This is a genomic window from Sphingobacteriales bacterium (assembly GCA_016699615.1).
Classification (GTDB): Bacteria; Bacteroidota; Bacteroidia; order Chitinophagales; family JADIYW01; genus JADJSS01.
The window spans coordinates 760,038-774,583 of record CP064984.1 but is presented as its reverse complement, the minus strand read 5'-3'; the positions used below and the strand labels follow the sequence as shown (position 1 = coordinate 774,583).

The following is a 14,546-nucleotide window of genomic DNA, read 5'->3' as shown; positions in this document are numbered from 1 at the left end:
CTATTTTTTTTAATACTAACTATTTATGAACGATACAGCAATAGAAATTTTACAAGAATTAGGCATAGATACATCATATCAAAACAATACGCTTGAACAACTTTCAACAGCAGATAGCAAATATCTGAGAGATTTGAAAATGAATGTAAAGTCTGTTTTAGCAGTAGAATCTATTTCAGCAAAAGATGCCTTGTTGATAGCATTAGCATGTGCTACTAACAACAACAACACAATATTGATTGATGCATTTATACAAAAAGCAAAAGCGAATGATGCAAATGATGCAGAAATTGCAGAAGCCCAAGCATGTGCTTCATTATTGTCTGCTAATAATGTTTTTTATAGATATAGACATTTTGTAGGCAAAGAATTTTATACAAATGCACCAGCAAGATTGAGAATGAATATTATGATGAATCCTGTGTTGGGTAAAGAATTATTCGAATTAATTAGTTTGGCAGTTTCTGCAATTAATGGATGCGAAATGTGCGTAAAAAGCCACGAACAATCAGTGTTGCACAGTGGTGGAACAGAACAAAGAATTTGGGATGCAATAAGACTTGCTTCAGTAATTACAAGCTTAAGCAAAATAGTTTATTAATTATATCATGCCAAAAGTAACACTTGCAATTTCACCTTGCCCAAACGATACTTTTATCTTTGATGCTATGTTGCATCAAAAAATAGATACACTTGGTATTGATTTTGAAGTGCATTTTGCAGATGTAGAAGAACTAAATCAAGCTGCATTACAAGCCAAATACGATATTACAAAACTAAGTTATTTTGCCTATTCTAAAGTTTCAGAAGCTTATAAATTATTAGATTCTGGAAGTGCATTGGGCAATAATTGTGGGCCAATACTTATTAGTAAAAATGACTTTAACATTAAAGATGTTGAGCAACTAAATATTGGTATTCCTGGAAAATTAACCACAGCAAATTTTCTTTTTTCTCTAAGATTTCCAAATGCATGCAATAAAAAATTTATGTTGTTTTCTGATATAGAACAACAATTACAAGATGACAAAATTGATGCTGGTGTTATCATTCATGAAAGCAGATTTACGTACGCAGCAAAAGGATTTAAAAAGATAATTGACTTAGGTGAATATTGGGAACAAACATATCAAGCACCAATTCCATTAGGTGGCATTGTAGTAAAAAGAAACATAGACCAAAAATTGCAAGAAGATATTAATTCCTGTATTAAAAAAAGTATAGAATTTGCATTTGCAAATAGACATTCATCTCAAAATTTTATTAAAGAGCATGCACAAGAAATGTCGGATGATGTGATACAACAACATATAGATTTGTACGTAAATCAATATAGTATATCATTGGGCGAACATGGAATAAACGCAGTTAGAAAACTATACCAAACAGCAGTTGAAAATAATTTTATTTCTCCACTACATCAACCAATATAACAAACAAGAAATATAAATTCTGATTGTTTGTATAAAATCATAAACTCAATTTAGATTTTGATGATATGTGTCAAAATACAATCAGTACATAGTAGTTGCTGATATACAATGATTTATTTTCCTAATTTTATTAACATAGCTTAAATTTATATATTAAACATATTTCCTATCTTTGCAAATTAATTTTTTAAATGAAAAGAATTCTTATATACTTTTTACTTTTATTGCCTCTTTTTTCAATAGCAAAGCCACCAAAAAAGAAAAATAAAAAAAATAGAATACAATTGGATGAATTGGTTATTAAACCAGAAAACCAATTTAACGACTATAAAGGTAGCAGAACAAGATTGTTTGATTTACTACATACAAAAATTGAGGTAGAGCCAATCTTACAACAAAGAGTTGCTGTAGGAAAAGTTGCACTTACTATAAAACCATATTTCTACAAACAGAATAAACTGTTGCTTGATGCAAAGTACATGAAAATTAATAATGTAAAAGTTGTAGCTAATCATCAACCAATAAAATCTACCTATTCTTACGATTCAATGTATTTGAAAATAAACTTTGATAAAGAATACACAAAAGATGATACATTGGAAGTTTTTGTAGAATATATTGCACAACCATATTCTATCGGGAAACAACAAGTACAACAATATGGTAGAGGAATGTATTTCATTAATTCATTACAAAAAAATAAATACAAACCATTTCATATTTGGACACAAGGCGAAGTAGAAGCTAATTCTTTTTGGTTTCCTACAATAGATGCACCCAATGAAAATTCTTCTCAAGAATTATATGTTACTGTAGATACAGCATATATTACATTATCTAATGGCTTGCTAATTGATAGCAAAACCAATGGAAGTAAAAGAACAGACTATTGGAAACAAGAAAAAATTCATTCACCTTATTTATTTTTCTTAGCGGTTGGAGATTATAAAAAATACAGTACATCATGGCATGGAAAATCAGTTGACTATTATACATTTCCTGAATATTTTGATAATGTGCAACAAGTTTTTGGCAATACACCAGAAATGCTAACATTCTTTTCTGATTTATTAAAAATAGAATTTCCTTGGGATAAATATGCACAAATAGTAGCACACGACTACACAGCTGGTGCCATGGAAAATACATCTGCAGTAATTTTTTATGATAGATTGTTAGCAGACAAAAATCAATCTATCGATGATAATTTTGATTGGATTGTATCACACGAATTATTTCATCATTGGTTTGGTGATTTGGTAGCAAGTGAGTCTTGGGCAAATCTTACATTAAATGAAAGTTTTGCAGACTATAGTGAATATCTATGGTATGAATATAAATATGGAAAGAATGATGCTGATGCATACGCACAAAAAAGTACTGAAAAATATATTCATCAACTTAATACTAAGAATGAACCTTTGGTAAATTATTATTACAAAGAACACCAAGATAATTTTGATGGAATTAGATATGAAAAAGGTGGACGTATATTACATATGCTAAGAAATTATATTGGTGATGATGCATTCTTCAAATCATTGAATTTGTACTTAAAAAACAACCAATACAGTAGTGCAGAAGTAAGTGATTTTAGAAAAGCAGTAGAAACTGTAACTGGCGAAGATTATAATTGGTTCTTCAATCAATGGTATTTTAGCAAAGGTCATCCAAAATTAGATGTACAATATAATTTTAATCAGACGAACAAAACATTAGAAATAAAAGTAAAACAAATACAAAATGCACAAGATGCACCATCTGTGTTTAAAATTCCAACTAATATTGATATTTTTCTAAAAGACTCAGTAATTAGAAAACAAGTAACTATTGTAGATAAAGATGTTGTATTTTATTTTCCACTTACAGAAAAACCATCATTTGTAAATATTGATGGAGATGGAATTTTGTTGGCTGATATTGGAACCAATTTGTCTACAAGTGAGCAAATTGCACAATTTAATTTTTCTAAGGATTTTAAAAATAAATACAGAGCATTAGTTGCACTAGGTAAACAAATTGAGCAATATGAGACTGTACAACAATTTTTTATAAAGAATTTACAAAATACAGATTGGAATATTAGAAATAGCGTATTGGACATAGTACATAGAAATTCAAAATATTTTAATCAAGATAAATTAATAATTGCCTATAAAAATTTGGTGGCAACAGAGCCAAAATCTACAATAAGAGCTGATGCTTTACGTTACTTGTCAGTATTAGATTTGAATCAAGCAGCAGCGTTAGCAGAAAAAACACTAGCAATAGATTCATCTTACCAATGCATTGCTGAAGCTTTAGAGATTTTAAGATTACACAATTATCCATTGGCATACAAGAAAGCTACAAAATGGACGGATACTAGAAATGCATTGATGTTAAAAACAGTTGGAACAGTTTTAAAAGATACAACTATTAATCATTTAGAGTTTTTCAAAAAAGCTATTTCTTTGAATAATCATTATTTTGCAGCAGAAAATTTTGATAATTTGTTTCTTTATTTAGTAAAAACCAAAGATACTTTGTTGTTTAAAGATGCATGTGCTTTTTTATTAGATATTAACCAATACGAAGAGTCTGATTATAACATAAATGGTGCATCAAGAGTAATTTCCTACTTAAAAAATAACATGAACTATCAACTACAACAAAAAAAATTGAGTAGTAATGAAATTAATATTATAAAAAATAAATTAGAAATATTAGAAAGTGTAATTCCTAAATTGCTGCCAGAATCAGATTTTTTTAGATTTTAGTATTTAGCAAATATCCACTTTCCGATTTCTTTTAACTGAACTTTTTTTCCTTGAATTAAAATTCCAATTCTATAAACACGTGCACTTAGTGCAATCATAAGTATTGAAGAAATAATCATTATCAGCATTGATGCTATTTGTTCAAGCCAACTTACGTTGAATGGTATTCTTGCAGTCATAATTATTGGTGCAGAGAATGGTATCATTGAGCCCCATTTTGCTACAGTAGAGAATGGTTGTTCAATGGCAATAGACATTATTATTAATGATATAATAATTGGTATTGTAATTGGAAATGTAAAAGATTGTGTGTCTGTATCGTCAGTTACAGCAGAACCAATTCGCAAATTGTGCTGCATAAAATATATAACCAAAAATAAAATAAAATAAAAAACTAAATAATATGCGTGCAATATCTAAATCTTTTAGTGATAAACTAATGTCTGATAAAATTTGTGCACCAATATTATCTGTATTCATTGTTTGTGTAGCTTGCAATTGCTGTAATGCTTGCATATCTTTGGCAAAAAATATTCCGATAATAGTTTGTATTCCAAATATCAAAATGCCCCAAATTAAAAATTGAAATAATCCTAAAATTCCTATTCCTAAAATTTTTCCGAGCATCAAGTCAAATGGTTTTACAATTGTAATCATTACTTCTACAATTCTATTTTGTTTTTCTTCGCTTACACCTTTCATCACCATTGCACCATAAATAAATAAAAACATATAAATCATAAAACCTAACACATATCCAATACTGCCTGCTAATGATGTGCGTCCATATTGTGCTTTATCTTTGATGACTTTTTCTATGCTAATTTCATGATTAAGTTTGTCAATTAAATCAATATCGTATTGCTCTCTTATCAATACACGATTTCTAATTTCTTCAGTAATTGCATTAGAAATAATTTGCTCTGTTTGTAACCCAAGTTGTTTATTAGAAAAGTAAGTAATGCCTTTTGGTGCATCTAAATCAATAATTGGAATATATAGTATGGCATCATATTTTTTTGCATAATTTTCTTTCCAATAGTCTATATTATTATTATCTCTGATATAATGAAAAGTAAGATTTCCATTATCAAGTCCACGAAATTTATCTTCAAAAAATCTTGTTTCATCTTTTACAGCAATTGTAATTTCTTCTGTTGCATGCAATGCAATAATAATTGATGCAACAAGCAAAACTCCAACCAACAATGGCAATAAAATAGTAAGTAATATGAAAGATTTTTTTCTTGCTCTTGTTATAAATTCTCTATAAATGATATGTAGTAATGTCTTATTCAGCATTTATTTTATTTTTATTGACTTGATTGATAAATATTTCATGAATACTTGGTAATATTTCATGAATTTCTTCTATTTCAATTTCATGTTGCAAAAGTTGTTTGATAACATGAGTAATGTTTTGATTATCTGTCAACTTTATATATATGTCTTTGTCTTTTGTGTTTTCAATATGTATGTTTTCCAATTTATGCAATAACTCAATTGTTTTGTTTATTCTAATTTTATAGACATTTTTTTTAAATTTTTGTTTAATGTCACTTACATTGCCTTCCAAAATAATATTGCCTTGATTGATGAGAATAATATCATTGCAGATTTCTTCTACATTTTCCATTCTATGTGTAGAAAAAATAATCGTTGTTCCTTGTTGATTAAGTTCTAAAATTTCTTGTTTTATAATTTCTGAATTAATTGGATCTAATCCTGAAAATGGCTCATCAAGAATTAATAATTTTGGTTGATGAATTAGCGTAGCAATAAATTGCACTTTCTGTTGCATACCTTTTGATAAATCAGATATTTCTTTATTAAGCCATGTGCTGATATCAAACTTTTGAATATAATAATCTATTTGCTGCTTATATGTTTGTTTGTTTAGTTTTCTAAGTTTTGCAAAATACTCAAGATGTTCGCCAACTTTCATTTTTTTATATAGCCCACGTTCTTCAGGCATGTACCCAATACTGTTCAAATGTGATGGAGCAAGTGTTTCGTTATGTATAGTTATTCGGCCACTGTCAGGAAAAAAAATCTGTGTAATTATTCTAATTAAAGTTGTTTTTCCGGCACCATTTGGCCCAAGCAATCCATAAATCTTTCCTTGTTCAATTTGGAATGATATATTGTTAAGTGCTAGCTTATTTTCAAATGACTTTGTTACATTTTCAATTTGTAGAAACATAACACGAATATAGTTTAAAAAATTAATCGAAGTTCGTTACATTTGTCAGAAATATATATGAATGCTGTTTAACTCCATCGAGTTTTTGCTTTTTTTTCCAATAGTATCTATTGCATACTACATTACACCACACAAATTTAGATGGTTACTAGTGTTGTTGGCAAGTTGTGTATTTTATATGGCATTCATTCCAATCTATGTTCTAATCTTATTGTTCACGATTGTGATAGATTATTTTGCTGGAATTTTGATAGAACAAAGTGAAGGTAAAAAGCGGAAATATTATCTGATATTGAGTTTATGTGCAAATATTGGTGTGCTTGCATATTTTAAGTATTATAATTTTTTTATAGAAAACATCAATCAATTATTACCTACAGGAAAGCATTTCTCAATACTCACAATTCTATTGCCAATAGGCTTGTCATTTCATACTTTTCAGGCAATGAGCTACACAATAGAAGTGTATAGAAAAAAGCAAAAGGCAGAAAGACATTTTGGATATTATGCATTATATGTAATGTTCTATCCACAATTAGTAGCTGGACCAATAGAGAGACCACAAAATATTTTATACCAATTGCATCAAAAGCACCAATTTAATTATGATAGAATAGTAAGTGGATTAAGATTAATTCTTTGGGGCATGTTTAAGAAAACTATTATTGCAGATAGAATGGCATTGATAGCTGACCCAGCATTTTTAAAACCAGAATACTTTACAGGATTGCCTTTAATTATTGCAACACTGGCATTCTCAATTCAAATTTATTGCGATTTTTCTGGTTATACAGATATTGCTATTGGTACAGCACGTACTATGGGCATCAATTTGATGAAGAATTTTAATGCACCATATTTCAGTAAATCTATTGCAGAGTTTTGGAGCAGATGGCATATTTCATTATCAACGTGGTTTAGAGATTACCTATACATTCCACTAGGTGGCAATAGAACAACAACATTCAAATGGTATAGAAACCTTATGCTTGTATTTTTGATTAGTGGATTTTGGCATGGTGCAAATTGGACTTTTATAGCTTGGGGTTGCATCCATGGCATTTATTTGATATTGTCTAATGTCTTTTTTAAGAATAAACAAAAAAAGTCAACAAAAATAAAATCTGCATTTGCAGTTTTTACTACATTCTTGTTGGTAACATTTACATGGATTTTCTTTAGAGCATCATCTATTCAAGATGCAAAATATATTATTATGCATTTGTTTGATGGAATACAACAACCAATTCAATATATTTTTAAAGGAATCATCTATTTGAAATTAAATAAATTTTCACCTATTGATTTCTTTGTTTTAGGATTGTCGCTTTGTATATTATTCTATGTAGATAAAAATATAAATAAGATTTCTTGGAGTAATTGGATAAAACAAAAAAATACTGTAGTAAGGTGGAGTATTTATTTTATCATGACATTTTTAATTATTGCATTCGGAATATTTGATAATCGACAATTTATATATTTTCAATTCTAATGAAAAAATTTATATTTAAAATATTATTGTATTTGTTGTTGTTTTTTGCAATCATTATAATTGGAATAAAATTGCCTATAAATGACAGACAGAATATTTTGTTTGCATTAGAAGATAAAAAAATAATAGCTGACAGCATTTCAAAGCATAATGAAGATACTTCTGTTATTTGGTTTGTAGGTGGCTCAAATGCAATATTTAGTATCAACACAAAAAGAATTTCTGATAGTTTGAAAATTGCAGCTTATAATTTAGCAATTCATGCAGGATTTGGTATGAAATTCGATTTAGAAAATACATTCTCATTTGCAAAAGAAAATGATATTATTATTTTATCGCCTGAGTATGAAAATTTTTGGGAATTTAATTTATCATCTGCCAATGGTCAGCTAGAGTTGTTATATACATTATTGGAAATCTATCCGAATGGTTGGAAGATAATTAATAACAAACAAAGATGGGCAATAATAAAATATTTGCCACGCTATTTGCATGATAAATACTTAGGCTTCTTTTCTAATAAAAAAAGAAAAACAAATAGTATATATACTAGAAGTGGATTTAATCAATACGGAGATTTGGTGTCACACGAAGGTATTGAAGGTAATAAAGTAATTCCTGTACCCAAAATTCCATATACAATTGATATGTCATCCTTAGAATATTTAGATTATTTTAATAAAAAGTGTATTGACAAAAACATTAGATTTATGGTATTGCCGCCATCATATCAAGTTAGTTCTTATTTTAATAATAAAGAAATTAGAGAACAATTATATCAAGAAATACAACTTAGGAATATAAAAATTTTAGGCACACCAAAAATGTTCTGTTATCCAGATAATGCATTTTTAGATACATATTATCACACATTAGTTCCTGCACGTGAACAAAGAACTGACTCAATTATACAATTACTAAAATTCAACAACTATTCCAATTGATGGAATGATGTTGCCACTGTTATTATTTAAGTATATTATTTGATATTTGTTAGCATCATTTGGATCAGAAATAGGATTGTCATTCGCATCTCTAACTACATCTAAATTTGGTGGACTAGGTTGCTTGCTTGCATATAAATTTTGTATATCTAAATATAAATTTAGATTCCATTTCTTAAAGAACCATTTTTTATCAACTCTCAAATTCATTCCATGTATAGCTTTGGTACGTTCGGTATTTAATCTATTATAATCTAATAATGGATTGCCATTTGTTGCATCCCAAACTGTTTTTAGTGCAATATTAGTTGTGTCGTATGGTGTGTATGGCAAGCCACCTTGTATTGACCATCGAATTCCAATTTCCCAGTTTCGTTTAAATTTGTAACCTGCTGTTAAACTAAGCACATGTCTGCTGTCCCAGCTACTTGAAATATATTGATTGGCATTGTTTGTGAAAAAGCTTCTATACCATGTATAAGATAAAATTCCGAATACACCTTTCCATAATTTTTGTTGCACAGCAAACTCAAGACCATACGTTTTTCCTTTTGATGTTGATGTAGCTGGTTCGTCGCCTACCCAACCAAAATCACCACCTAAGTTTGCCAAAGAAATTCCTTTGTTTGTTAGCATCGGATAATTAGAATATAATTTATAAAATCCTTCCAATGATATTTTTGTATTTGATTTTAAGGTGGCTGCAACTCCTAATACATTTTGTAAATTTCTGATGTATTTTAAATTTGGTTGATTGACTAATACATTATTATTGTCTCTGTAACCTAATGTTGTGTAGCTTGGTAGTTGGTAGTATAAACCTACATTGTAGGCTATGCTAAATATACTATTGAATGCATATGATGCAGAAAATCTTGGAGAAAATTGATTGAATAAATTAGCCATATTTTTATTGTAAGCATTACCATCAGCACGGACGCCAAGAGATAATGAAAGTTTTTCATCTACAAAACTTTTACTTACTTGTACAAAAAATCCATATTTATTCAAAAATAGTTTTGAGCTATATTTACTATTAAAAATAGAATCTTGTATGGCAAAAGTATTTTCTGTTGTAGTTGTATACTTTGCTAACTCATAATTGATTCCGTAATTTATTTTGTATCCTTTTTTTCTGATAGTATGCTCAAATCTAAATTTATTTTCTGCTTCAGTTGAGTTTAGGTCATATATTTTACCATCAATATCATTGTTATTTTTAAATTTATAAATGTTGTTGCTAAACATACTTCTGCTTGCAACAAAAACCATATAGCTGTTTTCTAAAAAATATCTATAACGTAAACCAATAGTGTAGTTCCATTGATTTTGTAAAGGAATTACTCTTAGTAAATATCTTTGTTCTTGTGTTTCGTTTTCTTTTAAATTTAATCTCAATTTATCAAATGCACCTACACCCAAAATTGTCAAATCATTTTTATTATTAAATTTATGATTCACCTTAAATTGTACATCAGAATATGTGGGTAAAAATGGCAAACCAAATACTTTAAATAAACCTTGTAAGTAAGAATATCTACTGTTTAATAAAAAGGTTGTTTTTTTCTTATTGCTCAATGGACCTTCAAGTGTAATGCCGGCTTCGCTAGCACCTAAAGTAAATGTAAATCCAACTCTATCTTTTCTACCTTCTTTTTGTGTAAGTTGTAATACAGAACTCATTGCATTGCCTCTGTTTGCTGGAAATGCTCCAGTATAAAAGTCTGCATTGTTAATAAAATCTACATTAAGCAATCCATTGCTTCCACCACTTGCACCTTGAGTTTGAAAATGGTTAATGGTTGGTATTTCAATATCATCTAAATAAAATCTATTTTCATTGGGCGCACCACCACGTACCAATAAATCATTTCTAAACCCAAATCCAGAAGCAACTCCAGGCAAATTTTTAATTGTTCTAGAAATATCTCTATTCCCACCTGGGTTGCGTTGTATTTCATTGATTCCAATGCTTGAGAGAGAAAGTGGTGTTTCTGATTTTCGCTCAAAAGGATTTGCAATGATTACAACAGAATCTATTAATGTTTTATCTTCTACCAATGCAAAATTTACAGTTACAGGTTTGGCATTGCTGACTTCAATTTCTACTTTTATTTCTGTTTTATATCCAATATAGCTTACTGCAATATTGTAAAAACCATGGTTTATATTTTCAATTACATAATCTCCATTAATATCAGAAACTGCACCATATTCAGAATTTTGTATTACAATATTTGCCCCAATTATTGGTTCATTATTGATTTCATCATAAACTCTTCCTTGTATAATTCCATTCTGTGCTTGTGCTATATTGAAAATAAAAAATAATAATAATGTGTATTGAATTTTTTTCATTCCTACTTTAACATAGATTAACTAATAATGTTTCATGCTGTATATTAAATTACTATTAATGTAGATTGTGTATTTTTTTGTAATTTTGCAAAATGGAGATTTCTGTTGTAGTTCCAGTACACAACGAAGAAGGCAATATTATTCCTTTGCATCAAGAATTATGTGATGTATTAAGAAATATTGAGGTAGAATTTGAAATAGTATTTGTTAATGATGGCAGCACAGACCAATCAATTAATATTATAAAAGAATTAGCAACACAACATTCATATATAAAATATCTAGATTTTAGTAAGAATTTTGGACACCAACTTTCTGTTTTCGCTGGTTTAGAATATGCTACAGGAAATTATATTGTCATTATAGATGCAGATTTACAAGATCCACCAGCATTAATCAAAAATTTATATCATAAAATAAAGGAAGGCTACGACGTAGTGTACGCACAACGAACATATAGAAAAGATGAAACTTGGTTGAAATTATTTACAGCAAAATCATTCTATAGATTCATCAATCAGATGTCTGATGTGTACATTCCAGTTGATACAGGCGATTATAGAATTATTACACAACAAATAAGAGATGTAATATGTAGTATGCCTGAACATAATAAATTTTTGAGAGGACAAATTGCTTGGGCAGGATTCAAACAAACAGGTGTTCCATACGAAAGAATGGGAAGGCATAGTGGTTCTACCAATTATTCATATGCAAAGATGTTTCAATTTGCATACGATGGCATTGTTTCATTTTCCAACACACCATTACGTTTGGCGACTTACTTAGGATTTGCAGTTTCTTTGTTTGCTTTTGTAATAATAATATATACATTGTACCAAAAATATGCAAATCAAAATACGATACAAGGTTGGTCGTCCATCATGTTGAGTGTTTTGTTTTTAGGTGGCATTCAGCTAATTTGTATTGGAATTATTGGTGAATACATTGCACGTATTTTAGATAATGTAAAAAATAGACCACAGTATATTGTTAAAGAAAGCAATATCGAAAAGCCTAAAAAATAATACTACTCATAGGCAGCATTATCGTAGATGGTATTCCCAATTCATGTTGATTTTTAATTGATTTTTCTATAGATGCTGTGCGCAACACTTCTACGCCTTTATTTGTTGCTTTAAAAAAATTATTCCAATGATGTAAAATTACATGCTCAGGCTTTGAAGCATGATATGCATTGGCTAAAGTTTTACTACAAATTTTATCTTTCCAATAAATACCTAAAAGTAAATCAGCTGGATGATTGGCACATAAATTTTTTATTGTAGCAATACTATTGTTATTTAAACTACCACATACAAATAATGCTCTACAAACTATTTTATTATTATCTAAAATATCAATTAAATAAGAGTGACAAGTATGTAGTTTCCATTTATACAATCTATCTGGAAATTGTTCTAAAGGTTTATTATATTCTCCTTTAAACAGAGTAACTTTTGCAAAATGTGGACTATGTGTACTTTCTATTGGCAATACTCTAAATGTACTATCAGCACTATATCTAAAAATTTCGCTCATGTCAGTATCAAAACTTACATTAAACTTTTTTTGTACCGATGCTATCTCATTTGTAATATGCTTTTCAGCAACTATTGTTGTCTGTTTATCTGATGATAGAAAATTTTCTATATCTAAACAATGGTCATAATGTCCATGCGATATTACAATCATATCAGGATTATTATAAACTGATTTGTCTAAATACATAGCTAATGATGGATAAGTAGTATTTGCAAAACAGCCTTTTAAAAACTCAGGATTACTAAAAAACGGATCAGTGATTAGTTTTTTATTTTGATATTCAAATATAAAACAAGATGTACCTAAAAATGTAATTTGTACACTATCATGCTTGTTGTTATTACTTGCAAAATATTCATCAATATTATATTTTTTTATTGATTTCCCAATTGTTAGATACTTTAATAATGCTAGACTTATTATAATAAATATTATTATAAATATATAGTAAAATATTCGTTTCATAATAGATTAGTAAAGTAAAGTTAAATAAGTATTTTAAATTTTTATTGTCAAATAATACTTAAATTTATAAACACATAAAATAATAAGTAAGTAAATGGAAACTATATTGCCAATATTACAACAAAGTCAATCAGCTAGCATAAGTGCAAAAAAAATAACTAATGAAGAGAAAGTGAGTTTCTTAGCTACATTAGCTCAGCTATTAACTGATAATACAAAAAATATCATTGCAGAAAACAAAAAAGATCTTGATAAAATGGATGACAATGATCCTAAAAAAGATAGATTGTTGTTAAATGATGCTCGAATTAATGATTTAGCTTCAAGTCTTGCTGATGTTGCAAAATTAGATGATCCGTCAGGAAAAATTTTATACAATACTACAATTGCAAATGGACTTACTATTCAGAAAATAACAGTGCCATTAGGTGTAGTAGGTGTTATATATGAAGCTAGACCAAATGTAACTATAGATGTAGCTGCATTGTGCGTACGTTCTGGAAATGCAGTAATTTTAAGAGGCGGAAGCGATGCAGAATACACAAATGAAGTATTAGTACAGATTATACATCAAGCATTAGAAAAAAATAATTTAGACAAAGACATAGTTCAACTTTTGCCTGTAGATAGAAAATTTGTAAAAGAACTATTGGAAGCAGTACAATATGTAGATATTATAATTCCACGTGGCTCACAACAATTAATAGATTTTGTGCGTGCCAATGCAAAAGTTCCTACTATAGAAACGGGTGCTGGTGTTTGCCACACATATGTAGAAAGCACAGCAAATTTAGACAATGCAGCAAAAATTGTAGTGAATGCTAAAACGCACAGACCATCAGTTTGTAATGCATTAGATACTGTGTTGGTTGATAAAAAAATTGCCAATGCATTTTTGCCAAAAATCATTCAAGGATTTTTAGAATTTAATGTTGAAGTATTTGCAGATGAAATGGCTTATAATATTTTGAAAGAAAATAATTATCCATATCTACAAACAGCAACAGCAGAAAACTTTGGAATGGAATATTTAAGTCAGAAATGTTCTATAAAATGTGTAGAAAATATTGATGAAGCAATTTCACATATTAGAAAATATTCTTCCAAACACTCAGAAGCCATTGTAAGTGAAGATGCAGAAAAAATAACATTGTTTTTAAATGATGTAGATGCCGCAGCAGTGTATTCAAATGCATCAACAAGATTTACAGATGGTGGCGTATTTGGACTAGGAGCGGAGATAGGTATTTCTACACAAAAACTATCATTGCACGTGGTCCATTTGCTTTGGAAAAATTAATTACAGAAAAATGGATAGTAAAAGGCAGTGGACAAATTAGATAA

Annotated in this window: 11 protein-coding genes and 1 pseudogene; 7 read left to right on the top strand and 5 right to left on the bottom strand. The window is 28.7% G+C overall.

Annotated features, from left to right (window positions below; genetic code table 11):
• Window positions 1-25 precede the first annotated feature (25 nt).
• The 3 genes from IPK18_03740 to IPK18_03730 all read left to right on the top strand — a co-directional run bounded on the left by IPK18_03740 (window position 26) and on the right by IPK18_03730 (window position 4,192).
• Window positions 26-601: a carboxymuconolactone decarboxylase family protein gene (locus IPK18_03740; GenBank protein QQR98647.1), complete on the top strand. Its 576-nt coding sequence runs from the start codon at window positions 26-28 to the stop codon at window positions 599-601.
• Between the two features lie 7 nt (window positions 602-608).
• On the top strand, window positions 609-1,433 hold the full coding sequence (locus IPK18_03735; protein ID QQR98646.1) for a 1,4-dihydroxy-6-naphthoate synthase: 825 nt from the start codon (window positions 609-611) through the stop codon (window positions 1,431-1,433).
• A gap of 191 nt (window positions 1,434-1,624) precedes the next feature.
• Window positions 1,625-4,192, top strand: a complete 2,568-nt coding sequence (locus IPK18_03730; GenBank protein QQR98645.1) for a M1 family metallopeptidase — start codon at window positions 1,625-1,627, stop codon at window positions 4,190-4,192.
• Here the strand turns inward: IPK18_03730 and IPK18_03725 are convergent.
• Genes IPK18_03725 through IPK18_03715 form a run of 3 tightly spaced genes read right to left on the bottom strand, consistent with a single transcriptional unit; the run spans window position 4,189 to window position 6,395 of the window.
• Window positions 4,189-4,566, bottom strand: a complete 378-nt coding sequence (locus IPK18_03725; GenBank protein QQR98644.1) for an ABC transporter permease — start codon at window positions 4,564-4,566, stop codon at window positions 4,189-4,191. The two genes, IPK18_03730 and IPK18_03725, sit on opposite strands and share 4 nt — an antisense overlap.
• Window positions 4,514-5,494, bottom strand: a complete 981-nt coding sequence (locus IPK18_03720) for an ABC transporter permease (GenBank protein QQR98643.1) — start codon at window positions 5,492-5,494, stop codon at window positions 4,514-4,516. The genes IPK18_03725 and IPK18_03720 overlap by 53 nt, the downstream gene beginning before the upstream one ends.
• The gene (locus IPK18_03715; protein QQR98642.1) at window positions 5,484-6,395 is read right to left on the bottom strand and encodes an ATP-binding cassette domain-containing protein; all 912 of its coding nucleotides are present in this window, start codon (window positions 6,393-6,395) and stop codon (window positions 5,484-5,486) included. Before IPK18_03715 ends, IPK18_03720 begins: the two co-directional genes overlap by 11 nt.
• A 61-nt stretch (window positions 6,396-6,456) precedes the next feature.
• On the opposite strand from IPK18_03715, the gene IPK18_03710 reads away from it, so the two are divergent.
• On the top strand, window positions 6,457-7,890 hold the full coding sequence (locus tag IPK18_03710; GenBank protein QQR98641.1) for an MBOAT family protein: 1,434 nt from the start codon (window positions 6,457-6,459) through the stop codon (window positions 7,888-7,890).
• Complete coding sequence (locus tag IPK18_03705; protein ID QQR98640.1) at window positions 7,890-8,834, top strand: hypothetical protein; 945 nt, start codon at window positions 7,890-7,892, stop codon at window positions 8,832-8,834. Before IPK18_03710 ends, IPK18_03705 begins: the two co-directional genes overlap by 1 nt.
• Here the strand turns inward: IPK18_03705 and IPK18_03700 are convergent.
• Window positions 8,808-11,192, bottom strand: a complete 2,385-nt coding sequence (locus tag IPK18_03700) for a TonB-dependent receptor (GenBank protein ID QQR98639.1) — start codon at window positions 11,190-11,192, stop codon at window positions 8,808-8,810. The genes IPK18_03705 and IPK18_03700 overlap by 27 nt on opposite strands.
• A gap of 92 nt (window positions 11,193-11,284) precedes the next feature.
• Here IPK18_03700 and IPK18_03695 point away from each other — a divergent pair, with 92 nt between their 5' ends.
• Window positions 11,285-12,220, top strand: a complete 936-nt coding sequence (locus IPK18_03695) for a glycosyltransferase family 2 protein (protein QQR98638.1) — start codon at window positions 11,285-11,287, stop codon at window positions 12,218-12,220.
• Here the strand turns inward: IPK18_03695 and IPK18_03690 are convergent.
• Window positions 12,210-13,202 (bottom strand): MBL fold metallo-hydrolase, encoded by a 993-nt coding sequence (locus IPK18_03690; protein ID QQR98637.1) that lies wholly within the window; start codon window positions 13,200-13,202, stop codon window positions 12,210-12,212. The genes IPK18_03695 and IPK18_03690 overlap by 11 nt on opposite strands.
• A 94-nt stretch (window positions 13,203-13,296) precedes the next feature.
• Here IPK18_03690 and IPK18_03685 point away from each other — a divergent pair.
• Window positions 13,297-14,546 (top strand): annotated as a pseudogene (locus tag IPK18_03685) (glutamate-5-semialdehyde dehydrogenase).